Below are 22,263 nucleotides of genomic sequence, written 5' to 3' on the forward strand. Positions count from 1 at the left end.
TGATCAATCCCCAAATAAAGTGCGGCCTGAACCGGGGGCCAGGCCGCATCTTGTGAGGGATATCCCCTCTTGTCACCCCATCAGTAGCGGAACTGGGAGACCAGCTTGCGCAGCTTGTCCCCGGTGCTGGCGAGATCGCGGGTGGTGCTGTTGGACTCGACCGCCGCATCGGTCAGCTCGCTGACGATCTGCTGAATGGCCACCAGGTTCTTGTTGATCTCCTCGGAGACCGCATGCTGCTCCTCGGCGGCGGTGGCGATCTGGATGTTCATGTCGTTGATGGTGCTGACCGCCATCACCATGCTGTCGAGGGAGGTGGCGATGTGGCTCGCCTCCTGCACCGTCTCCTGGCTGCGATCCTCGCTCGCCTGCATCACGTCAACCGCCTGTTTCACCCCGCCCTGCAGACGCTGCAGCATCTCGTTGATCTCCTTGGTGCTCTGCTGGGTGCGACCGGCCAGCGAACGGACTTCATCCGCCACCACCGCGAAGCCGCGTCCCTGCTCGCCGGCCCGGGCCGCCTCGATGGCGGCGTTGAGCGCCAGCAGGTTGGTCTGCTCGGCAATGCCGCGAATGACCTCAACCACGGATCCTATCTTGGCGGTCTCCTGCGCCAGCTGCTCGATGACGCCGGAGGCGGTGTGCACCTCGCCCACCAGCCGGTTGATGCTGTTGATGGCGGTGCCCACCACACCGCGGGCGGCATCGGATTCGCGCGCCGCATCGCTGGTGGCGGTGGCGGCGTTGGAGGCGCTGGCCGCCACTTCCTGGGCGGTGGAACTCATCTCGGTCACCGCGGTAACCACCTGATCCGTCTCCCGGCTGTGGCCGTGCATCTGATGGTCATAGTGCTCGCTCAGGTGGTGCAGCTTCTCCACCGCGCTGAACAGATGGTTGCTGGTCTCTCCCACCTGGCTCACCACCGACTGGATCCGTGCCACGAAACGGTTGAAGGCGGTGGCCAGCTGACCAATCTCGTCGTGGCTCTGTACCTTGAGGCGCTGGGTCAGATCCCCCTCCCCGTCGGCGATGTCGTTGAGAGCCGATACCGCGTCCGCCAGCGGCCGGGTAACCCGGTTGCCGATCACCACGGTGGCGGCCAGGGTCACCCCCAGAATGACCAGGATCAGCAGCACGCTGCTCTGCAGCGAGTCACGCATGTTGCTCTCGCGTACGGTGCGCAGCGCCGCCAGCTCGTTGTCGATGTCGTCGATATAAAAACCGGTGCCGATGATCCACTGGTACTTGTCGAGTACCAGGTTGAAGGAGAGCTTGGGGGCGTCCCGACCGATGGAGGGCTTGGCTGTCCAGTATTCGGAGAAACCATCCCCCTGGCGCGCCGCCTTGACGATCTCTTGGATCAGCAGCTTGCCCTTGGCATCCTTGTCCTGCCAGCGGTTCTTGCCCTCCATCTCGGGACGGGGGGGCAGGAGTATCGCCGTGCCCTGAAAGTCGTAGACGAAGAAGTAGCCGTCGCTGCTGTAGCGAAGCGGACGCAGCATCTCGATCACCTGCTTGCGCACCGCCGGGCTGTCCGGCTGGCTGTAGACGGCATCGATGGCCGTCTTGGCCAGCATCAGATAGCTGCTGAGCAGTTCCTTGCGATCCTTGATCGCATTCTCCCGCGCCACCACCAGATCGGCTTCCAGATCACTCTTTGCAATCATGTAGTTGCTGAGATTGACCACCAGGGCCATCAGGAGCACGGGGACGGCTCCCAACAACAGGATTTTCTGCTTTAGCGTCATCTTTTACATCCTTGCAGCTGTTTTTATGAGTGTTCCGTTCCTACCAGACCAGTATAGGATGCTGGTCGACGGGGACCCGCTTTCGCTACAATCCCCGCCTCTATCTCTATCGACTCAGATGGCCAGTCACATGAACAAATGCCCTTGCGGTTCAACTCTTTCTCTCGATTTGTGCTGTGGATCACTGCACCAGGGGGCCGCCCCCCAGACCCCGGAGCAGCTGATGCGCTCGCGTTACAGCGCCTTCGTGCTGGGATTGGGGGAGTACCTGGTGCACAGCTGGCACCCTGACTATCTGAACGGACTGACCGCGGAGCAGCTCTCCCGGACCGACACCCAATGGGACGGGCTCGAGATCATCACCAGCCAGGGCGGCCCCGCTGACACCCTTGGCATGGTGGAGTTCAAGGCCTGGTTCATGGAGGGTGAAGAGCGCCACTGCCTCCATGAGCGATCCCGTTTCGTGCGCCATCAGGGGCGCTGGGTCTACACCGACGGCGAGCAGGATCCGGCGCCGCTGCGGGTGGGACGCAACGACCCCTGTCCCTGTGGCAGCGGCAAGAAGTTCAAGAAGTGCTGCGGCTGAATGCCATGTTGACAGAGGGGGCCCAGCGGCCCCCTCTACTGTTATTAGGGTGTGACAACAATCACGATTTGCTCATTAACACCCCCACCAATGAGCGTTTGCGAACATTAACTTGGCCCATATCAAACATTTCTGCCCAGAGACAGGCCACACTGGCACCATCTGGAAGAGATGAGACGGGCAAGAATGAAAAGAATAACCACACAAGTCGTCATCATAGGGGGTGGCGCCACCGGAGCCGGCATCATGCGCGATTGCGCACTGCGCGGCATCGACTGCATCCTGCTTGAGCGGGACGATATCGCCGCCGGCACCACGGGCCGCAACCATGGCCTGCTTCACTCCGGCGCCCGCTACGCGGTGACGGATCAGGAGTCCGCCCGCGAGTGCATTCAGGAGAACCGCATCCTCAAGCGGATCGCCAGCCACTGCGTCGAGGACACCGGTGGCCTCTTCATCACCCTGCCGGAAGATGACATCCATTTTCAAACTACCTTCATGGACGCCTGCGCCCTGGCGGGCATCGACGCCCGCCAGCTGGATCCCGCCGATGCGCTGCGCCTCGAACCCAACGTCAACCCGGCGCTGATCGGTGCCATCCAGGTGCCGGACGGCACGGTGGACCCCTTCCGCCTGGCCGCCGCCAACGTGCTGGATGCCAAGGAGCACGGCGCCCGCATCTTCACCCACAGCAAGGTGCTTGGGCTCTTGCGCACCCAGGATAGGGTGCACGGGGTCAAGGCCATCAACACCCGCACAGGTGAAGCATTCGAGGTGGAGTGCCAGGAGGTGATCAACGCCGCCGGCATCTGGGGCCAGCAGATCTGCGAATACGCCGATCTCGGCATCCGCATGTTCCCGGCCAAGGGTTCCCTGCTCATCATGGATTACCGCATCAACCAGCTGGTGCTCAACCGCTGCCGCAAACCGGCGGATGCGGATATCCTGGTGCCGGGCGATACCATCTCCCTCATCGGCACCACCTCGAGCCGCATCGATTACCACAAGATTGACCAGCTCACCGTCGAGCCCGAAGAGGTGGAGGTGCTGCTGCGCGAAGGGATAAAACTGGCCCCCATCATGGCCCGCACCCGATTGCTGCGCGCCTATGCCGGCGTTCGCCCGCTGGTGGCGGTGGATGGCGACGAGTCGGGCCGCAACATCAGCCGCGGCATAGTGCTGCTGGATCACGCCGAGCGGGACGGGCTCAAGGGTTTCAACACCATCACCGGCGGCAAGCTGATGACCTACCGGCTGATGGCCGAATGGGCCACCGATCTGCTGGCCAGGAAGCTTGGCAACAGCAAACCCTGCCGCACCGCCGAGCTGAGCCTGCCCGGCTCGCGGGATCCGGAGAAGGTCTCCGCCCCCGGCCTCTCGGTCCCGGCCGAAGGCTCGGCCCAGTACCGTCACGGCGAGCGGGTCATCGCCTTTTTCCGCGACAATCCCAAGGCCAACGCCCTCATCTGCGAGTGCGAGATGGTGACCGCGGGTGAAATCGAATACGCCCTGCGCGAGCTCGACGTGGACAACCTGGTGGATCTGCGCCGCCGCACTCGTCTGGGCATGGGCCCCTGTCAGGGGGAGCTGTGCGCCTATCGCGCCGCCGGCCTGATGCAGGAGTACGGCAAGGCCGACGGCCGCCAGGCTTGCGTCATGCTGCGCCAGTTCCTGGAGGAGCGCTACAAGGGCACCCGCCCCGTGCTGTGGGGCGATGCCCTGCGCGAAGCTGAATTTACCTACTGGATCTACGAGGGGCTGTTCGGCCTTGGCGAGTGGACGGCCCCCCACCTGGTGGCCGAGCCGCCCTTCCCGCAAGACGCCAGCACCGCCAATCCCACCAAGGAGCGCAGCCATGAAATTTGACAGCATCGTTATCGGCGGCGGCATGGCGGGCCTCTCCGCGGCCCTGCGTCTGGCCGAGGCCGGCCAGAAGACCCTGCTGATGGCCTCCGGCCAGAGCGCCCTGCACTTCTCCTCCGGCTCGGTGGATCTGCTGGAGAGCGAGGGAGATCCCCGCACCGCCCTGCCCGCCTTTATGGCAGCCAACCCCGAACACCCCTACAGCAAGGTGGGGCTGGCCCATATCGCGGCCAGCCTCGATGATCTGCAGCGTCACTGCGCCGCCCAGGGCTTGCCGCTGTTTCGCCAGGAGCGCAATCACCAGCGGCTGACCCCCATCGGCACCCTCAAAGCCACCTGGCTCTCCCCCGACACCTGCGCCTGCGTGACCGATGCTCCGGCCCCCGACGCCATCCTGCTGGCCACCCTGGAGGGATTTCGCGACTTTCACCCCGAGCTCGCGGCCGCCAACTTGACGACCCACGCGCGCTTCGCCCACTGCCGCATCCTGACCGGGGAAATTCGCCTGCCCCAGCTGGCCGAGTTCAGCCGCAATCCCCACGAGTTTCGCTCCGCCGACATCGCCCGCCTGTTTGACAAGCAGGGCAATGCCCAGCATGACCTGCTGACGGATCTGGCCCGCGAGATCAGCCGCATGGTGCAGGAGAGCGGCGAGCCGCGCTGCCGCCACCTGGTGCTGCCCGCCTGCCTGTCACTGGGGCTGGTCGGCCCGCGCCTGACGGAGCTGGAGCAGCGCACCGGCTGCATCATCAAGGAGGTGGCCACCATGCCGCCGTCGCTTATCGGCATGCGGATGCAGGAGGCCCTCAAGCGCCGCTTCATGGCCCTTGGCGGCACCTTCCTCACCAGCGAGCGGGTGCTGGGCGCCCGTTACGACGGCGATCGGGTCATCGGCGTGCACAGCCAGAATGGCGACGATCAACTCTTTGAAGCGGACAACTTCGTGCTCGCCTCCGGCAGCTTCTTCAGCCGCGGGCTGGAGTCGCGCCTGCGCGGCATTCGCGAGCCCATCTTTGATGCCGACGTATTGAGCCTCGAAGAGCGCGACACCTGGGCCGGTCGCCGACTGTTTGACCACCATCCCTTCATGGGCTTCGGGGTCAAGACCGACGAAATGTTGCGGGTACTGCGCGGCGGCAAGCCGCTCGCCAACCTCTATGGGGCGGGCAGCGTACTGGCGCACTATGACCCCATCAAGGAGGGGTCAGGTTCAGGTGTCGCGGTTGCCACCGGCTGGCAAGCCGCCGGCCACATTTTGAGTTCAGCCCAATGATGATTTCGCCCCATATCCCGTGCCTTCAATATCGACGGGAGGAGAACTGACATGCTACTGGATCACGCCAACCAAACTTTCGATCAGTGCATCAAATGCACCGTCTGTACCGCCTACTGTCCGGTGGCCAAGGCCAACCCGGCCTACCCGGGCCCCAAGCAGGCGGGGCCGGATGGGGAGCGGCTGCGGATCAAGAGCCCCGAGCTCTTTGACAGCGCCCTCAAGTACTGCACCAACTGCAAACGCTGCGAGGTGGCCTGCCCGAGCGGCGTGCGCATCGGCGACATCATCGCCAAGGCCAAGCATCAATACAGCGGCTTCAAACCCGGGATCCGCGAGTTCGTGCTCTCCCACACCGATCTGATGGGCAGCATGTCCACCCTGATGGCCCCAGTCGTCAACTTCACCACCGGCCTCAAGCCGATGAAGCTGGTGCTGGACAAAGCGCTCGGGGTCTCCTCCCACCGTTCCTTGCCCAAATACTCCCAGGGTACCTTCCGCGGCTGGTACAAGAAGCAGAAGGAGACCCAGGCCAGCTTTGCGCGCCAGGTCGCCTACTTCCACGGCTGCTACGTGAACTACAACCACCCTCAGCTCGGCAAGGAGCTGGTGCAGGTGCTCAACGCCATGAATATCGGCGTGCAACTGCTCGAGCGAGAGAAGTGCTGCGGCGTGCCGCTGATTGCCAACGGCTTCATGGACAAGGCCAAGCAGCAGGCGGCCTTCAACATCCAGCAGTTGGAGAACACCCTGCTCGGCAACGAGATGCCGCTGCTGGCCACCTCCTCCACCTGCGGCTTCACCCTGCGCGACGAATATCCCCACCTGCTGGAGCAGGACAACCACAAGGTGCGCGATCGCATCTCGCTGGTGACCCGCTTCCTGTGGAACGAGTTCTACCAGGGCAACAAGCCGGCGATGAAGCCGCTCAATCTGCACATCGCCTACCACACCCCCTGCCACATGGAGAAGATGGGGGGCGTCATCTATACCCTCGAGCTGCTACGGGCCATCCCCGGCGTCAAGGTGACCGTGCTGGACTCCCAGTGCTGCGGCATCGCCGGCACCTACGGCTTCAAGTCGGAGAACTACCAGACCAGTCAGGCCATCGGCGAGGGGCTGTTTGATCAGATAAACCGGCTCAAGCCCGATCTGGTGATCACCGACTGCGAAACCTGCAAATGGCAGATCGAGATGAGCACGGCGTTCCGCTGCGAACACCCCATCCACCTGCTGGCCCAGGCACTGGCCTGATCCCTACGCCCGACCGGGCAAGCTGTTCAGCAAAGAGGACAACGAGTAAAAATCAGATAAAAACAGAGCCGGCAATTGCCGGCTCCTCTTATTGGATAATTCTATTGGGTCATCACCCGAATGAGCCATGCCCTCAATAGGCAACCCATTGATTGAATCCGGCTACCGACGGCCACATCGCCTCCCCTTTAGCACCACCCACCTAGCATATTTATTCATATTAATTTTATTATCCCCAAATAGATAGAAAACCGGCCGCATTGCGGACGTCTCCTTGCCGGACGCGGGCTGGCGGGCAACTGAGCCCACTGTCGCCAGACAGCAGCGTTAACAATGGTGCAATAAGTTGAGTTTCCTCATAATTTAACCGGGATCTCATTTCCGCTTGTTGCCGGCTCCGCCAATTGATCTAGCGCAATCCCGCCCCCGATAAATCATCATTCGTTTTACCCATTTGGTAATATCCAGCTCGAGCAATCGCATAAATACATGGGTTTTATTCACTAATAACAATTAATCGGCCTGCCTGCTCCTGCCTTGCGCGGGGGCTGACGCCCAGCTCCAGGATGGAACGGTCAGGCTTGGCAATGAGATCGATTTGGGAGTGATGATCGTGAGTTCACACAACAGACAGACCAGGCTGGGCCTCGCCGCCCTGCTGCTTACCACCTGCCTTGGCACCAGCGGCTGGGCACAGGCGGCCGACGAGGCACAAATCAAGGGCAAGGTAGAGGCGCGCAGCGAGCTGTTCGCCAAGGATCACGCCGATCAGTTCAGCAGCTGGAAGGCGACCGGCGAGAGCCGCGAGCGCACCGATGCCCTGGCCGAGGACCCCAACATGGTGGTGCTCTGGGCCGGCTACGCCTTCGCCAAGGATTACAACAAGCCGCGTGGCCACTTCTATGCGCTGACCGACGTGCGGGAAACCCTGCGCACCGGCGCCCCCAAGAGCGCCGAGGATGGCCCCCTGCCCATGGCCTGCTGGAGCTGCAAAGGCCCGGACGTGGCCCGCGTCATCGACGAGAAGGGTGAGGATGGCTACTTCAAGGGGATGTGGGCAAAAGGTGGACCCGAGATCGTCAACACCATCGGCTGCGCCGACTGCCACGACACCGCCTCGAAAGAGTTCAAGGAGGGCAAACCCGCCCTGCACCTCTCCCGTCCCTATGCCGATCGCGCCATGACCGCCATTGGCAAGCCGTTCAAGGCGCAGGGGCGCTTCGATCAGCAGTCCCAGGTGTGTGGCCAGTGCCACGTGGAGTACTACTTCACCGGCCCCACCAAGGCGGTGAAATTCCCCTGGGACAAGGGCACCACAGTGGAGCAGATGGAGCAGTACTACGACGAGATAGGCTTCGCCGACTGGACCCATGCCCTCTCCAAGACCCCCATGCTCAAAGCCCAGCACCCCGAGTACGAGACCTGGCGCGCCGGCATTCACGGCCAGAACAACGTCGCCTGCGTCGACTGCCACATGCCCAAGGTGCAGAACGAACAGGGCAAGGTCTACACCGATCACAAGGTGGGCAACCCCTTCGATCGCTTCGACCAGACCTGCCGAAACTGCCACACCCAGAGCAAGGAGATGCTGCAAGGGGTGGTCAAGCAGCGCAAGGATGCCATTCACGATCTCAAGATCAGAGTCGAGAAGCAGCTGGTGCACGCCCACTTTGAAGCCAAGGCCGCCTGGGATGCCGGCGCCACCGAGGCCGAGATGAAGGACATTCTGCAGGACATCCGTCACGCCCAGTGGCGCTGGGATTTCTCCATCGCCTCCCACGGGGTGCAGATGCACGCCCCGGAAGTGGCGCTGCGCATGCTGGGGACCGCCCTGGACAAGGCCGCCGATGCCCGCACCAAGCTGGCACGCCTGCTGGCCGCCAAGGGGCTCAGCCAGGAGATCGCCATTCCTGACATCTCCAGCAAGGAGAAGGCCCAGGCCGCTCTTGGCATGGACATGAAGCAGATGAACAGCGACAAGGCCCAGTTCCTCAAGACCACTGTCCCCGCCTGGGATGCCGAGGCCAAAGCGGCCGGACGGCTCGCACAATGACGAGGCAGGCGGGCCCGCAGTGTCGGGCCTGCCGCCGGAAGGAGGCTTCCTATGGGTGATTTAACGATGGATTTCTTACGACTGATGCTGATGGCAGCCATGCTGCTGACCAGCCTGCAGGGCCAGGCCGCCGATGCGGCAACCGCCCCGGCACCGACTACACATGAAGTGGAATTTCTGCGCAGTGCCGACAAGGCCTGTACCGACTGCCACAAGGAACAGGAGTACGGCATGCACGGCATGCACGGTCAGGCGACCAACCCCAACAACCTGGCGCCGGTCACCTGCACCAACTGCCATGGTCAGCCCTCCCCCAAGCACAGGGAAGGGGTCAAGGACGTGATGCGCTTTAGCGACAGCTTCAACAACAAACAGAGTACCGAGAGCTACCCCATCGCCGAGCAGAACGGGGTCTGCATGAGCTGTCACGAGCCCAAAGTGCTGCGCGAAGCGCTCTGGGCCCACGACGTGCACGCCACCAAGCTCACCTGCACCAGCTGCCACCAGCTGCACCCGGCCAAGGAGCCCATGGTGGCGATTCCGGAGAAGTCCCGCATCAAGCTCTGCGTCGACTGCCACAGCAAGCAGCATGAGGCCGTCAAGGCGGCCAAGGCGAACACCACCTCGGGCAAGGAGGCACAATGAGCTGCTCTCGCCGTCACTTCATGGCGGGGATGGGCGCGGGGGCCCTCATCATGATGACGGGCCCCGTGCGCGCCGGCGCCACCACCCTCGCCCACAGCCAGACCATCGACGGGGTACGCTTTGGCATGATCCACGACGAGACGGCCTGCATCGGCTGTACTGCCTGCATGGATGCCTGCCGGGAGGTGAATCAGGTGCCAGAGGGGGTCTCGCGCCTCGAGATCATCCGCTCCGGCCCCATCGGCACCTTCCCCGATGCCGAGTACCACTTCTTTCGCAAGTCCTGCCAGCACTGCGACAATGCCCCCTGCGTACACGTCTGCCCGACCGGTGCCTCCCATATCCGCAAGGAGGATGGCATCGTCGACGTCAACCCGGATCTCTGCGTCGGCTGCATGTACTGTCTGGCCGCCTGCCCCTATCAGGTGCGCTTTATCAACCCTGTGACCAAGGTTGCCGACAAGTGCGACTTTTGCCGCAAGACCAACCTGGCGGCGGGCAAGGAGCCGGCCTGCGTGGAATCCTGCCCCACCAAGGCGCTGGTGTTCGGCAATCTGGATGACCCGGACAGTCCCATCGCCAAACGGCTGGTGAAGGAGACCACCTATCGCTACAAGCAGGCACTCGGCACCTCGCCCAAGATGTACCGCGTGCCCAAAGGGGAGATAAAGTCATGACCATGCAAGCGGCGTTTCACTTCCCTTCACTTGTCTGGGGATGTGACCCATCGCCATCTACCACGGCAATAACCGATGGAGGGAATGACCATGTGGCATGACGCATTTCACTTCCCCTCTCTGGTGTGGGACTGGCCGATCGCTATCTATCTGTTCCTGCTCGGCATCTCCGCCGGGGCCACCACCCTCTCGGTGCTGTTGCGCCGCAAGGGGGCCGGCAGCGAGAGCGGCATCATCAAGGCGACCGCCATCCTGGCGCCGGTGAGCGTGGTGCTGGGGTTACTGATCCTCATCTTCCACCTGGCCCGCCCCTGGACCTTCTGGAAGCTGATGTTCCACTACCAGTTCGACTCCGTGATGTCGATGGGGGTCATGCTGTTTCAGGTCTACATGGCGGTGCTGTTCGCCTGGCTGGCGGTGGTGTTTCGCTCCGAGATCGAGACCTTGCGCAGGCACCTGCTGCAAGAGAAGTTCGCCTTTGTGGATGATCTCATCGCTTGGCTCGCCCGCTTCGAGCAGCTGCTGGCGCCGCTCTTGCTGCTGCTTGCCGTGCTGTTGGGGGCCTACACCGGCTTTCTGCTGTCGGCGCTCAAGACCTATCCGCTGTTGAACAACCCGGTACTGCCGGTGCTGTTCCTCATCTCCGGCGTCAGCTCTGGCATCGCCTCCACCATCTTGCTGGCGGTCACCCTGTTCAAGGAGAACCATCACAGCCAGGGGGTGAGCTTTGTCCATCGCTTCGAGCGGCCGGTGCTGGCGGTGGAGGTGTTGCTGCTGGTCTGCTTCTTTACCGGCCTCTACTTCGGTGGCGGCCAGAAGGAGGCAGCCATGTGGGCCGCCATCGGCAGCGGCTTCTGGGCTCAGGTATTCTGGCTCGGGGTGGTGGGCATCGGTATGCTGCTGCCCCAGTTGCTGGCCCTGCTGGCCCCCGCACCGCTGCGGGCCAAAAACGGCTATCTGGTGCTGGTCTGCAGTCTGACCCTGGTGGGGATCCTGCTGCTGCGCTACTTCGTGCTATACGCCGGCCAGATGACAGTAGTTTAAAAAACCGTTCACGCTCCTGCTGCGAGGCCGTGATCAAGGCTCATGTGCTGCTCGCGTGTTTGCAACTAAGAGCGCTCATGTATTCACATACACTCCGGTTCCTGCGCTGCTCTTTACCTTGCTGACAACCTCTCGCGACGGATCGTGAACCGGTTATTGAAAGCTGGAGATAAGCGCCAGCCACCCTAGGGTGACTGGCGCTTATTTGTTGCGATGAGTTGTTGCGATTGATTGTTGCCAGAAATGTGGATGTTATCCCCCAGCGCCGGTACGGTGCAGACGCTGCGGCATAACATAGACGAATGATTGACTGGAGGTTGTGTGCTGGCGGAGCTCGGCTATCTCTCACTGTTGCTGGCGACCGGGCTCGCCCTGCTGCAAGGGCTGCTGCCCTGGCTGGGGCTGCGGCTCGCCTCACGCCCGCTGCTCGGCTGCGCAACACCGCTGGCCCTTCTGGTCGCGCTCCTGCTCGGGGCCGCCCTGCTGCTGCTTGCCAGCTGTTTTGGCCAGGATGACTTCACCCTGGTCTATGTGGCCCAGCACGCCAACAGCGCCCTGCCTCTGGGCTTCAAGCTGGCAGCCGTGTGGGGCGGCCACGAGGGCTCCATGCTGTTCTTCGTCTTTGCGCTGGGGCTGTGGGGCGCTTTGGTAGCTCTTTGCTCCAAGCGGGTCGATCCGCTGATCCGCACCCGGGTATTGGCCATCATGGGGCTGATCGTCGGGCTGTTCGGCCTCTATACCCTGATCTTCTCCAGCCCGTTTGACCGCCAGTTCCCGGGGCCGCTGGAGGGGCGCGATCTCAACCCCATGCTGCAGGATATCGGCCTTATCATCCACCCCCCCCTGCTCTATCTCGGTTACGTCGGTTTTGCGGTCAACTTCGCCTTCGCCATGGCGGCGCTGCATTCGGGTCGGCTTGATGGCGCCGTGGCCCACTGGAGCCGCCCCTGGGCGCTCGGCTCCTGGGTCTTTCTCACCGCCGGCATCGTGCTGGGTTCCTGGTGGGCCTATTACGAGCTCGGCTGGGGCGGCTGGTGGTTCTGGGATCCGGTAGAAAACGCCTCCCTCTTACCCTGGCTGCTCGGCACCGCCCTGCTGCACGCCCTGGTGGTGTGCGAGAAGCGCGGCGCTTACGGCCACGCCGTGTTGCTGCTCTCCATCTTTACCTTCTCCTTGAGCCTGCTCGGCACCTTCGTGGTGCGCTCCGGGGTGCTCACCTCGGTACACGCCTTTGCGGTGGACCCCAGCCGCGGCCTCACCCTGCTGTTGCTGCTCGGCTTGCTATTGACCTGCGCCCTCACCCTGTTTGCCCTGCGGGCGGACATTCGCGCCCCCTATGCCCGCTTTGGCCTGCTGTCAAAAGAGGGGCTGCTCGGCGCCGCCATCCTGCTGCTCAGCGTGGCCTGCGCCAGCGTGCTGCTCGGCACCTTCTACCCCATGGTGTTCCAGTCACTCCATCTGGGTTCACTCTCGGTGGGCGCCCCCTATTTCAATACCATCTTCGTGCCGCTGGCCCTCTGCCTGATGGCGCTGATGACCCAGCTGCCGCGCCTGCGCTGGCAACATCTAGCAGCCCAGCGCCGCATCAAGGTGCTGCTCCCATGCCTGCTCGGCCTGCTGGGGGGCACCTTGCTGAGCCTCGCCTATCCCGAGCCGCTGCGGGCAAGCTGGCTGGGGCTTGCGGCCAACGTGCTGAGCCTCTGGCTGATGGCCAGCCTGCTGCTCCCTCTCTTGCAACCGAGGTCGCTGCGTGAGCTCACCCTCAATCGGCTCGGCAGCCTGCTGGCCCACCTCGGGGTGGCGGTGTGCGCCCTCGGCATTGCGCAGGTGAGTCACCACAGTCAGGAGGGGGGCGCCGTGCTCGCCGCAGGCCAGCCCTATCGGCTCGGCGCCTTCGAGTTTCGCTATGAGGGGAGCGAGCCCATCATCGGCCCCAACTACACCGCCGAACGCATCACTCTCAGCGTGCATAAGAACGGTAAAGAGGTGGCGCGGCTGACGCCGGAGCGGCGTCACTACAGCGTACGCACCATGAACATGAACGAGCCCGGCATCGCGTGGGGAATGCTCGGTGATCTCTACGTGGTGCTTGGCGAGAAGATGGGGCCCGGCGCCTATGCCATGCGGCTGCACTACAAGCCGCTGGTGCGCTGGATCTGGCTCGGCGGCCTGTTGATGATGGCGGGCGGCACCCTGCGCCTGCTCGCCCGCCGGCCGCTGCTGGCTAGCCATCCTGCGCCAGCTACCGCCCCCTACCCCCGACTTGAACAGGAGTCCTTATGAACGCCCGTCTGCGCCTGTTCGTACCGCTCGTGCTCACCCTGGGGCTCGGTGCCCTGCTCTGGCTCGGCCTTGGCAACAACCCCTACAGCCAGGATGAGGCAGTCGCCGGGCGCACCCTGCCTGCCTGGCAGAGTGACGATCTGCTTGGTGGCCCCTCCATCCACACTGCGGCGCTCAAGGGGGAGCCCTTCGTGCTCAACGTCTGGGCCAGCTGGTGCCCCAACTGCCGCGCCGAGCATCCGCTACTGGGTGAGCTGGCCAGTACCGTGCCCCTCTATGGCCTCAACTATCGGGACAAGGGAGACGCTGCTCGCGCCTGGCTCACCGAGGCGGGCAACCCCTATCGCGCCGTGCTGGCCGACCCCGACGGCCGACTCGCGCTGGAGCTCGGCGTCTACGGCACGCCGGAGACCTATCTCTTCGCCAGTAACGGCACCCTGCTGACCCGCCATACCGGCCTGCTCACCCGGGAGATCTGGCAACGCCAGTTTGCCCCCCTGCTTGCAAAGGCCCGCAGCAACACCGCCAGCCAGCCCGAAGTGGAGAGAGAAGTGGAGAGAGAAGTGCAGGAGAGCAAGCAATGAGCCGTCTCGTCCACGCCCTGATCGCGCCGCTCTTGCTGGCCTTGAGCCTCGGGGCCCTTGCCAGCGGGGTCGACACCTATCAGTTTCGCCACCCCGAGCGGCAGACCCGCGCTCAGGAATTGGCCCGCGCCCTGCGCTGCCCCCAGTGTCAGAACCAGAACCTGGTGGAGTCCAACTCCCCCATCGCCCGGGATCTGCGGCTCGAGGTCTATCGCTGGGTGGACGAGGGACAGTCTGATGAGCAGGTGATCGCTCGCATGACGGAGCGCTTCGGCGATTTCGTGCGCTACGATCCCCCCTTCAAAGCCAGCACGGCGCTGCTGTGGGGCGGCCCCGCCCTCTTGCTGTTGCTGGCGCTCCATCGCCTGCGCAGGAGCCTGCATCGCCGGCAACCGGCGCGGGTGCCGCTTGTCGGCGACAGAGCCGAGGGGATGCTCGCCCACGACCCCAGGGCCGAGCTGAACCGGCTGATCATGGCCGAGCAGCAGGCGGGGCTGGCCCCCCACAGTCGCCTCTACCGGGAGCTGGAGCTGGCCCGTCTCGCCAACGCCACCCCAACCGCCGAGCAAACTCTGCGCGACCGGCTGACCAGGGACCGCACCGCTCGTCCGCAGCCTAGGCTGCGGTCATGGATACTGCTTGGGGCCCTGTTGCTGGCGCTGATAGCCGGCATTTATGCCGGCACCGGCCGCTATCAGGCGTGGCAGGCTTATCAGTCGCGCCCCGATCCGCTGGCGGGATTGAGCCCGCGGGATCTGCAGGACAAGGAGCTGGGCGCCCTGCATCAGCGCCTGCAAGCCAACCCCGCCGATCTCGACGGCTGGGCGGCGCTCGGCCAGCTCTATCTCTATCGGGACGAGTACGCCAACGCCCTGCTCGCCTACCAGCGCCTCGCCCTGCTGGAGGGCGGCGCCAGCGCGGCGACCCAGGCCGCCCAGGCCACCGTGCTCTACTACCAGGCGGGTCAACAGCTGACCCCGGAGGCGCTGCGCCTGCTCGATAGCGCGCTCAAGCAGGACAAGGGTGAGGTGAGCGCCCTGATGCTGCTCGCCTCCGATCACTTCCTGCACGGCCGCTACTCCCAGGCCATCGCCCTCTGGCAACAATTGCTCGATGAAGAGCGACCCCGCATCAACCGGGCCGCGCTGATCGAAGCGATCCAGACCGCCCGCATGATGGGAGGCTGACCGCACGCGTGACAGGGGCTGAATGCCCCTGTCACGTTTGGCCCGCACAGGCGCCGCCGGCAGGGAAATCACTTGCCAACCTCCCGTCGGTGGCCGAACAATAGGCGTCCATTGAACCTGTTTCTGGAGCCACTCCCATGATCCCCATTCGCTGTAAAACCGTCTCCGGTGTCGCCCTCTCAACGATTGATGGTGAAAAAAAGCTGCTGGTGATGAAGCGCGTAAAGGGTGGTTTCTGGTGCCATGTGGCGGGCACGGTCGAGGCGGGGGAAACCGGCTGGCAGACCATTATTCGCGAGTTTGGCGAGGAGACGGGTATCAGGGTTTGCGAGTTATACACAGCCCATTATCTGGAACAATTTTATGAAAGCGTGTCAAATACGGTGGAGGTAGTGCCGGTCTTTGTGGTCTATTGCCCGCCTAATCAGCTGGTCACCCTCAATCACGAGCATACCGAATATCGCTGGTGCACCTTGGCCGAGGCCAAGGCACTGGTGAGTTTCCCCGGCCAGCAGGCACTCTACGATCATCTCTGGCACTACTTTGTCGAAAACAGCCCCTCGGCGCTGATGCGGGTGGCCATGACGCCATAGCGTGCAAATGCCAGGAGCCCTCTCGTTATCTTCTTGATCCTGCGGTGATCCGCTGCCGGCCATGGCCGCCATCAGCACATGTTGCCGCCCCTGATCAGGCCGTTTTCAACAGAGATGATCACCAGGAATGAGTGAAGATAGTGACGCAGGCAGCAGAGACAGCTAAAAGATCGATCATCTGACGGCAAGAGGGCGCCACCAGCCGCACACTGCAGCCATGTTTCTCACGCCGACCAACCCTATCATTACTCGTATGAGGCCGCTCATAGCGCTCATTACCGTTATTTCAAGGTGCGCCATCCCATAAAATTGAAATATCGGGCCATTAGACGTTGTGAAGCGTCAATTACCGTCATATAACTTAGCCAAATATCCCTGTCAGCCGTACGGTAGCGTCAAATCATGATTACTCGCCCTTTTCTTACCCTGTTGCTCGGTGCCTTCCTCGTTCCCGTCAGCATGGAGAGCGCCCAGGCCAATCCGTTTTCAGCCCAGTCCCACTCCCCCAACAGCTTTCTGGAGCAGCGCAACGATCTGGCGCTGAGCTCCGCCGCCTTCGTGGTGGCCAACCCGCGCACCGGTGAAGTGTTCTCCGAGCGCAACGCCAACCGGGTGATGCCGATAGCCTCCATCACCAAGCTGATGACGGCGCTGGTGGTGCTCGATGCCAACCAGCGTCTCTCCGAGATGCTGACCGTTACCATGGCCGACGTGGACAGGCTCAAGGGCACCGGGTCGCGGCTGGCGGTGGGCTCGCGCCTGAGCCGGGCCGACATGCTGCACATCGCCCTGATGTCGTCGGAAAACCGCGCCGCCTCGGCCTTGGCCAGAAACTACCCAGGTGGCCAGCGCGCCTTCATCGAGGCGATGAATGCCAAGGCCCGCATGCTCGGCATGTGGAGCACCCAGTTCTCCGACAGTACCGGCCTCACCCCTCGCAACGTCTCCAGCGCCCACGATCTGGCCAAACTGGTGGCGGCGGCATCCACCTATCCGCTTATTCGCCAATACTCCTCCACCGAGGAGCGCATGGTGCGCAACGGCAAGCGTCAGCTGCACTACCTCAACTCCAACCGGCTGGTGCGCGAAGGGAGCTGGCCCATCTCCCTCTCCAAGACCGGCTACATCCGCGAGGCGGGGCGCTGCCTGGTGATGGCCACCCAGATCAACCGCGAGCCGGTGATCATGGTGCTGCTCAACGCCGACACCCCCAACGCCCGGGTGGCCGATGCCAAACGGATCAAATCCTGGCTGGAGACTTCCGGTCGCATGAGCCTGACCGCCCAGTCCAGCCCCCGGACCAAGCTGTTCAGCAGCCAGTAAGGCTCCCGGCAATGATCGCCAAAAAAGCCCCCGCACCAAGGTGCGGGGGCTTTTGTTGTTGAGCCTTGTGGCCAAGCCTGCTGGCTACGGCGCCGACGTGCAGGCGATCAGAGTGGCTTGAGCCGCGCGGTAAAGTGGCGCAGCAGCGGCGGCTCGTAGTCAAAGGTGAGCCCGCGAATGTCGCTGGCCCGCGCTTTCACCGCGATCAGGCAGTCGGCCACATAGTCCATGTGATCCCGGGTGTAGACCCGGCGCGGAATGGTGAGCCGCAACAGCTCAAAATCCGCCGCCTCCTGCTTGCCGGTGACGGGATCGCGCCCGAGCAGCAGGGAGCCTATCTCAACCCCGCGCACGCCCCCTTCCAGATAGAGTGCGCAAGCGAGCGCATGGGCCGGGAACTGCTCGGCCGGAATATGGGGCAACAGCTTCTTGGCATCGACAAACACCGCATGGCCGCCAGTGGGGGTCTGGATGGGGATCCCCGCCTCGGCCAGCCGCTCACCCAGATAAGCCACCAGACTGATGCGATAGGTGAGATACTCCTCATCCATCCCCTCGCGCAGGCCGATGGCGAGCGCCGCCATGTCCCGTCCGGCGAGGCCGCCATAGGTGACAAAGCCCTCCATCGCCACGCAGCGCACCTGCACCGCGCGAAACAGCTCGAGATCCTCTTTGAAACAACAGAGCCCGCCGATATTGACCAACCCGTCCTTCTTGGCCGACATGGTGAAGATATCCCCCAGCGCGAACATCTGGCGCACTATCTCCTGGATGCTGCGCTTGGCATAGGCCGGGTCCCGCGTCTTGATAAACCAGGCGTTCTCGGCAAAGCGGGCGGCGTCGATCACCACCGGAATATGGTGGCGACGGGCCAGCGCGGAGACCGCCTTCATATTGGCCATGGAGACCGGCTGGCCGCCTGCGCTGTTGCAGGTCACCGTGATGATGATGCCGGCCACGTTGGCGGCCCCCAGGGTTTCGATGGTGTCGCTCAGGCGAGGGAGATCAAAATCCCCCTTCCAGGGGTAAGGGGCCGTGGTGTCGAGGGCTTTCGGGGTGAGCAGGTTGATGGCCCGCGCACCGGCCAACTCCACGTGGGCCTTGGTGGTATCGAAGTGGTAGTTGGAGATGAAGACCGGCGCCTTGCCCTGGCAGCGCTTGACCAGCTCGGGGAAGAGGATCTGCTCGGCCCCGCGCCCCTGGTGGGTGGGCATCACATGCTGGTAACCAAAGATCTCGCGCACCGTGCGCTCCAGCTCGACGAAGTTACGGCTGCCCGCATAGGCCTCGTCCCCCATCATGATGCCGGCCCACTGACGGTCGGACATGGCACCTGTGCCGCTGTCGGTCAGCAGATCGATGTAGACATCTTCGGCCAGCAGCAGGAAGGGGTTCCAGCCAGCGGCCTCGAGGGCGGCGCGGCGCTCGGCGCCAGTGGTCTGTTTGATGGGCTCGACCATCTTGATACGAAACGGTTCGGGTATACGACGCATAAAAGACTCCTCACCGGCGCAACGCCAGTGTGTTTGAAATTGGAATTGGCAAAGAGGCCGTGGCGATCAGGGTCGTCCGGCTGACAAATTCAAACGGCGGGTACCGCCAATCAGCGGTGAGGAAAGTCGAGGGTCAGAATGGGATCCCGGGTGTACCAGTGGGCGAGCAGGCAGGCTGCCCGGGGCGTAGCTGTCACGATTGGCATCACTCCCCTCCATGTCGGTTGTAACCAGTCGGTGGCCAATAAGATCCATTGATGGGTGCTGCCAGCAGGCAGCCTCGCCAAGTTAACAACTGGTTGCCATGCAAACAATCTGAGTGTCAACGGGTTGTGCGTCTGCTCACAAAGCGCCCATTCAGCGGACTCGATACAGGCGACAGTGATCCCCCCAGCACCCCGCTTCGTTAAGCTGTTATCCCGGTGACTTGACCCTGTTCACGCCGCCCCTTGCCACTCATCGGAAGACCCATGCATCGCAAACCCCATCTGCCCGAGAAGACCTGCCCCGTCTGCCAACGCCCCTTCAGCTGGCGGCGCAAGTGGGCACGCAGTTGGGAGGAGGTTCGCTACTGTAGCGAGCGCTGTCGACACGCTCGTCTCCGTAGCCATCAACATAATGAGGAGCCAGCCTGATGGAGCTACGCCTAGTACTCGGCGATCAGCTGAACGCCAGTCACAGCTGGTTTCGCACGCCGGACCCGGCGGTCTGCTACCTGATGGCAGAGCTGCGCCAGGAGACCGACTACTGCCTCCACCATCGCCAGAAGGTGCTGGCCTTCTTTGCCGCCATGCGCGCCTTCGCGGCGGCCTTAAGAAAAGCTGGCCACCGCGTCTGTTACCTGACCCTCGATGAGAGCGCCCGCTGGCCCGACTTGCCCGGTCTGCTGACGGCCCAGCTCGAAGCGCATCAGGCTGACAGCTTCGCCTGGCAGAGCCCGGATGAGTGGCGCCTCGCCAGCCAGTTGCAAGCATGGGCGGCTGGCCTCGCCATCCCTGCCACCGAGGTGGATGGCGAACATTTTCTCACTCCCCGCGATGGCTGGCAGCGCTATCCCCACAGCCGGATGGAGTTCTTCTACCGCGCCCTGCGCAAGCAATACCGGGTGCTGCTCGATGAGCACGGCCAACCCCTTGGCGGGCGCTGGAACTTTGATGATGAGAACCGCGCCAAATTGCCAGCGAGCCAGCCGCTCCCGGCGCCCCTCACCTTTGCCAACGAGGTGAGCGACATCGATGCCATGCTGACCCGTCACGGGGTCAGCACCATCGGCGAGGCGGATGCCAGCAAACTGCCCTGGCCCATCAGCCGGCGTCAGAGCCGCGAGCTGCTTGCCCATTTTCTGGCGCACTGCCTGCCACACTTTGGCCGCTATCAGGATGCCCTGAGCGAGCGAGGCTGGAGCCTGTTTCACTGCCGCCTGTCATTTTCCCTCAACAGCAAGATGCTCCACCCGCTCGAGGTGATCCGCGCCGCCGAAGCCCACTGGCAGGCCAATCAGGCCACCATCACCCTGGCGCAAGTGGAGGGCTTTATCCGCCAGATCCTCGGCTGGCGCGAGTTTGTGCGTGCCCTCTACTGGGAGCAGATGCCCGACTATCGGCGCAGCAATTTTCTCGGGGCCGAGCGGCCGCTGCCCGGTTTCTTCTGGAACGGCGAAACAAACATGGCCTGCATGCGTCACGCCATTGGCCAGTCTCTGGATCACGCCTACGCCCACCATATCCAGCGGCTGATGGTGACCGGCAACTTTGCCCTGCTGGCGGGGATCCATCCTGACGAGGTGGATGCCTGGTATCTCGGCATCTATGTGGATGCCATCGAGTGGGTGGAGCTGCCCAACACCCGCGGCATGAGCCAGTTTGCCGATGGCGGCCTGATGGGCAGCAAGCCCTACGCCAGCAGCGGCGCCTATCTCGAGCGGATGGGCCACTACTGCAAGGGATGCCACTACCAGGTGAAGGCCCGCAGCGGCGACGGGAGTTGCCCCTTCAACAGCCTCTACTGGCATTTTTTATGGCGCAACCGGGACAAACTTGGCAGCAATCCTCGCCTCGCCCTGCCCTATGCCAACTGGGATGGCCAGGCCGCCGAACAGCAGCAAGCTATTCTGGCGACGGCGGAGCAGTACCTGATCCGGCTGGAGCAGCTCTGACTGCCACAGCTAATACCAACAAGTCCACACTTTTCAACATTGAAAACCAGTTAAATAAATGTAAATAGATATATATCCCAATTATATCTACACCAGTTGAATATCCTGTGGCGGCTGATTAAGGTGAGGGCCCCAGTCAAGGAGAGACAAGATGGACATAGTGGTACTCGGTGGTGGCGTGGTCGGCGTGACCAGCGCCTGGTATCTGGCCAAGGCGGGTCACAAGGTGACGCTGCTGGAACGGCGTGACGGAGTGGCCCTTGAAACCAGCCACGCCAATGCCGGCCAGATCTCCCCCGGTTACGCGGCCCCCTGGGCGGCCCCCGGCATTCCCCTCAAGGCCGCCAAGTGGCTGCTGCAAAAGCATGCCCCCTTCACGGTGCGACCGACCTCGGATCCCTTCCAGCTGCGCTGGATGCTGAAGATGTTTGCCAACTGTACCCCGGCGGCCTATGCGGTCAACAAAGGGCGCATGGTGCGTCTGGCCGAATACAGCCGCGACTGCATGAAGCTGCTGCGCGACGAGCTGAGCATCGATTATGAAGGGCGCCAGCTCGGCACCCTGCAGCTGTTTCGCAGTCAGGCCCAGCTCGATGCCAGCAAACGCGATATCGAGGTGCTGGAAGAGTACGGCGTGCCCTATCAGTCCCTTGATGCCGCTGGCTGTGAAGGGGCAGAACCGGCACTGGCCCGGGTACGCGGCAAGATAGTGGGCGGTCTGCGCCTGCCGGGGGACGAGACCGGCGACTGCTTCCGCTTCACCAAGGCCATGGCAGCAGAAGCGCAGCGACTGGGGGTCAAGTTCGTGTTCAACTGCGCCATCGACGAGATCGAGCTGGCACAGGGACGCGCCGTGGCGGTGCGGGCCGGCGAGCAGCGCTTCAAGGCCGACGCCATCGTCTGTGCCCTCGGCAGCTATGCCACCGGCTTCCTGCGCCCGCTCGGGCTGGAGCTGCCGGTCTACCCGGTCAAGGGCTACTCCCTCACCCTGCCGATGATCAACCCAGATGCCGCACCGCGCAGTACCGTGCTCGACGAGACCTACAAGGTGGCCATCACCCGTTTTGACGAGCGGATCCGGGTCGGCGGCATGGCGGAGCTGTCAGGCTACAACCTGGCCCTCAACCCGAAACGGCACGATACCCTGGCCATGGTGGTCGGCGATCTCTTCCCCGAGGGGGGCGACATCAGCCGCGCCGACTTCTGGACCGGGCTGCGCCCCATGACGCCGGACGGCACCCCGCTGGTGGGCCCAAGCCCCATCCCTGGGCTCTGGCTCAATACCGGCCACGGCACCCTGGGCTGGACCATGGCGGCCGGTTCGGGTCAGCTGTTGTGCGATCTGATCAGCGGCAGCGACACCGCCATCAGCGATGAAGGGCTCACCCTGGCCCGCTACGGCTGAGCCTTGTCCTCCGTCTCTCTTATCCCAACGAGGGAGTGCCTGACACTCCCTCTTGTTTTGACCTTGTTCGGTTTGTCCAGCCATGCAGTGCCAAGGT

Annotated in this window: 18 protein-coding genes; 16 read left to right on the plus strand and 2 right to left on the minus strand. The window is 63.3% G+C overall.

The window, feature by feature from the left end; all coding sequences use genetic code 11:
* Nucleotides 1–80 precede the first annotated feature (80 nt).
* Nucleotides 81–1,748: a methyl-accepting chemotaxis protein gene (locus tag AB5Y98_RS07280; protein WP_005300314.1), complete on the minus strand. Its 1,668-nt coding sequence runs from the start codon at nt 1,746–1,748 to the stop codon at nt 81–83.
* Nucleotides 1,749–1,878: 130 nt separating this feature from the next.
* On the opposite strand from AB5Y98_RS07280, the gene AB5Y98_RS07285 reads away from it, so the two are divergent.
* The 13 genes from AB5Y98_RS07285 to pbpG all read left to right on the plus strand — a co-directional run bounded on the left by AB5Y98_RS07285 (nt 1,879) and on the right by pbpG (nt 17,113).
* The gene (locus AB5Y98_RS07285; RefSeq protein WP_336291396.1) at nt 1,879–2,334 is read left to right on the plus strand and encodes a YchJ family protein; all 456 of its coding nucleotides are present in this window, start codon (nt 1,879–1,881) and stop codon (nt 2,332–2,334) included.
* Nucleotides 2,335–2,520: 186 nt separating this feature from the next.
* Entirely contained in the window at nt 2,521–4,200 is a 1,680-nt protein-coding gene (gene glpA, locus AB5Y98_RS07290; protein ID WP_368159873.1) for an anaerobic glycerol-3-phosphate dehydrogenase subunit A, read from the plus strand.
* The gene (glpB, locus tag AB5Y98_RS07295; RefSeq protein ID WP_368231613.1) at nt 4,190–5,470 is read left to right on the plus strand and encodes a glycerol-3-phosphate dehydrogenase subunit GlpB; all 1,281 of its coding nucleotides are present in this window, start codon (nt 4,190–4,192) and stop codon (nt 5,468–5,470) included. The genes glpA and glpB overlap by 11 nt, the downstream gene beginning before the upstream one ends.
* Nucleotides 5,471–5,521: 51 nt before the next feature.
* The gene (gene glpC, locus AB5Y98_RS07300) at nt 5,522–6,724 is read left to right on the plus strand and encodes an anaerobic glycerol-3-phosphate dehydrogenase subunit GlpC (RefSeq protein ID WP_368231614.1); all 1,203 of its coding nucleotides are present in this window, start codon (nt 5,522–5,524) and stop codon (nt 6,722–6,724) included.
* A gap of 607 nt (nt 6,725–7,331) precedes the next feature.
* Nucleotides 7,332–8,777, plus strand: coding sequence for an ammonia-forming nitrite reductase cytochrome c552 subunit (gene nrfA / locus AB5Y98_RS07305; RefSeq protein ID WP_368231652.1), 1,446 nt, complete (start codon nt 7,332–7,334; stop codon nt 8,775–8,777).
* Between the two features lie 51 nt (nt 8,778–8,828).
* The gene (gene nrfB / locus AB5Y98_RS07310; protein WP_368231615.1) at nt 8,829–9,422 is read left to right on the plus strand and encodes a cytochrome c nitrite reductase pentaheme subunit; all 594 of its coding nucleotides are present in this window, start codon (nt 8,829–8,831) and stop codon (nt 9,420–9,422) included.
* Nucleotides 9,419–10,099: a cytochrome c nitrite reductase Fe-S protein gene (gene nrfC / locus AB5Y98_RS07315; RefSeq protein WP_043170753.1), complete on the plus strand. Its 681-nt coding sequence runs from the start codon at nt 9,419–9,421 to the stop codon at nt 10,097–10,099. The genes nrfB and nrfC overlap by 4 nt, the downstream gene beginning before the upstream one ends.
* Nucleotides 10,100–10,189: 90 nt before the next feature.
* Nucleotides 10,190–11,143: a cytochrome c nitrite reductase subunit NrfD gene (gene nrfD / locus AB5Y98_RS07320; RefSeq protein ID WP_368231616.1), complete on the plus strand. Its 954-nt coding sequence runs from the start codon at nt 10,190–10,192 to the stop codon at nt 11,141–11,143.
* Between the two features lie 321 nt (nt 11,144–11,464).
* Nucleotides 11,465–13,426, plus strand: a complete 1,962-nt coding sequence (nrfE, locus tag AB5Y98_RS07325; RefSeq protein WP_368231617.1) for a heme lyase NrfEFG subunit NrfE — start codon at nt 11,465–11,467, stop codon at nt 13,424–13,426.
* Nucleotides 13,423–14,010: a DsbE family thiol:disulfide interchange protein gene (locus AB5Y98_RS07330; protein WP_368231618.1), complete on the plus strand. Its 588-nt coding sequence runs from the start codon at nt 13,423–13,425 to the stop codon at nt 14,008–14,010. The genes nrfE and AB5Y98_RS07330 overlap by 4 nt, the downstream gene beginning before the upstream one ends.
* On the plus strand, nt 14,007–15,197 hold the full coding sequence (gene nrfF / locus AB5Y98_RS07335; protein WP_368231619.1) for a heme lyase NrfEFG subunit NrfF: 1,191 nt from the start codon (nt 14,007–14,009) through the stop codon (nt 15,195–15,197). Before AB5Y98_RS07330 ends, nrfF begins: the two co-directional genes overlap by 4 nt.
* 137 nt (nt 15,198–15,334) lie before the next feature.
* On the plus strand, nt 15,335–15,790 hold the full coding sequence (locus AB5Y98_RS07340; protein WP_368231620.1) for an NUDIX pyrophosphatase: 456 nt from the start codon (nt 15,335–15,337) through the stop codon (nt 15,788–15,790).
* 402 nt (nt 15,791–16,192) lie between these two features.
* The gene (gene pbpG / locus AB5Y98_RS07345; RefSeq protein ID WP_017787192.1) at nt 16,193–17,113 is read left to right on the plus strand and encodes a D-alanyl-D-alanine endopeptidase; all 921 of its coding nucleotides are present in this window, start codon (nt 16,193–16,195) and stop codon (nt 17,111–17,113) included.
* Between the two features lie 107 nt (nt 17,114–17,220).
* Here the strand turns inward: pbpG and AB5Y98_RS07350 are convergent, their stop codons facing one another.
* Nucleotides 17,221–18,606, minus strand: a complete 1,386-nt coding sequence (locus AB5Y98_RS07350; RefSeq protein ID WP_368231621.1) for a tryptophanase — start codon at nt 18,604–18,606, stop codon at nt 17,221–17,223.
* Nucleotides 18,607–19,076: 470 nt separating this feature from the next.
* Here AB5Y98_RS07350 and AB5Y98_RS07355 point away from each other — a divergent pair, with 470 nt between their 5' ends.
* From AB5Y98_RS07355 to AB5Y98_RS07365, 3 genes are all read left to right on the plus strand, one after another.
* Nucleotides 19,077–19,241, plus strand: a complete 165-nt coding sequence (locus tag AB5Y98_RS07355; RefSeq protein WP_368231622.1) for a DUF2256 domain-containing protein — start codon at nt 19,077–19,079, stop codon at nt 19,239–19,241.
* Nucleotides 19,241–20,761 carry a cryptochrome/photolyase family protein gene (locus AB5Y98_RS07360; RefSeq protein ID WP_368231624.1) on the plus strand — a complete coding sequence of 507 codons (1,521 nt, stop codon included), beginning with the start codon at nt 19,241–19,243 and terminating at the stop codon, nt 20,759–20,761. The genes AB5Y98_RS07355 and AB5Y98_RS07360 overlap by 1 nt, the downstream gene beginning before the upstream one ends.
* 151 nt (nt 20,762–20,912) lie before the next feature.
* Nucleotides 20,913–22,166, plus strand: coding sequence for a D-amino acid dehydrogenase (locus tag AB5Y98_RS07365; RefSeq protein ID WP_368231625.1), 1,254 nt, complete (start codon nt 20,913–20,915; stop codon nt 22,164–22,166).
* The last annotated feature ends 97 nt before the right edge of the window (nt 22,167–22,263 follow it).

The organism is Aeromonas sp. s3, assembly GCF_040907805.1.
Lineage (GTDB): Bacteria > Pseudomonadota > Gammaproteobacteria > Enterobacterales > Aeromonadaceae > Aeromonas > Aeromonas dhakensis.

What these genes read in the sequence shown, in the direction of transcription:
- glpA (WP_368159873.1), top strand. Translation starts at nt 2,521, where the DNA reads ATGAAAAGAATAACCACACAAGTCGTCATCATAGGGGGTGGCGCCACC.
- nrfB (WP_368231615.1), top strand. Translation starts at nt 8,829, where the DNA reads ATGGGTGATTTAACGATGGATTTCTTACGACTGATGCTGATGGCAGCC.
- nrfF (WP_368231619.1), top strand. Translation starts at nt 14,007, where the DNA reads ATGAGCCGTCTCGTCCACGCCCTGATCGCGCCGCTCTTGCTGGCCTTG.
- AB5Y98_RS07285 (WP_336291396.1), top strand. Translation starts at nt 1,879, where the DNA reads ATGAACAAATGCCCTTGCGGTTCAACTCTTTCTCTCGATTTGTGCTGT.
- AB5Y98_RS07365 (WP_368231625.1), top strand. Translation starts at nt 20,913, where the DNA reads ATGGACATAGTGGTACTCGGTGGTGGCGTGGTCGGCGTGACCAGCGCC.
- AB5Y98_RS07330 (WP_368231618.1), top strand. Translation starts at nt 13,423, where the DNA reads ATGAACGCCCGTCTGCGCCTGTTCGTACCGCTCGTGCTCACCCTGGGG.
- nrfD (WP_368231616.1), top strand. Translation starts at nt 10,190, where the DNA reads ATGTGGCATGACGCATTTCACTTCCCCTCTCTGGTGTGGGACTGGCCG.
- AB5Y98_RS07355 (WP_368231622.1), top strand. Translation starts at nt 19,077, where the DNA reads ATGCATCGCAAACCCCATCTGCCCGAGAAGACCTGCCCCGTCTGCCAA.
- AB5Y98_RS07280 (WP_005300314.1), bottom strand. Translation starts at nt 1,748, where the DNA reads ATGACGCTAAAGCAGAAAATCCTGTTGTTGGGAGCCGTCCCCGTGCTC.
- AB5Y98_RS07340 (WP_368231620.1), top strand. Translation starts at nt 15,335, where the DNA reads ATGATCCCCATTCGCTGTAAAACCGTCTCCGGTGTCGCCCTCTCAACG.
- AB5Y98_RS07360 (WP_368231624.1), top strand. Translation starts at nt 19,241, where the DNA reads ATGGAGCTACGCCTAGTACTCGGCGATCAGCTGAACGCCAGTCACAGC.
- glpC (WP_368231614.1), top strand. Translation starts at nt 5,522, where the DNA reads ATGCTACTGGATCACGCCAACCAAACTTTCGATCAGTGCATCAAATGC.
- glpB (WP_368231613.1), top strand. Translation starts at nt 4,190, where the DNA reads ATGAAATTTGACAGCATCGTTATCGGCGGCGGCATGGCGGGCCTCTCC.
- pbpG (WP_017787192.1), top strand. Translation starts at nt 16,193, where the DNA reads ATGATTACTCGCCCTTTTCTTACCCTGTTGCTCGGTGCCTTCCTCGTT.
- AB5Y98_RS07350 (WP_368231621.1), bottom strand. Translation starts at nt 18,606, where the DNA reads ATGCGTCGTATACCCGAACCGTTTCGTATCAAGATGGTCGAGCCCATC.
- nrfA (WP_368231652.1), top strand. Translation starts at nt 7,332, where the DNA reads ATGATCGTGAGTTCACACAACAGACAGACCAGGCTGGGCCTCGCCGCC.
- nrfC (WP_043170753.1), top strand. Translation starts at nt 9,419, where the DNA reads ATGAGCTGCTCTCGCCGTCACTTCATGGCGGGGATGGGCGCGGGGGCC.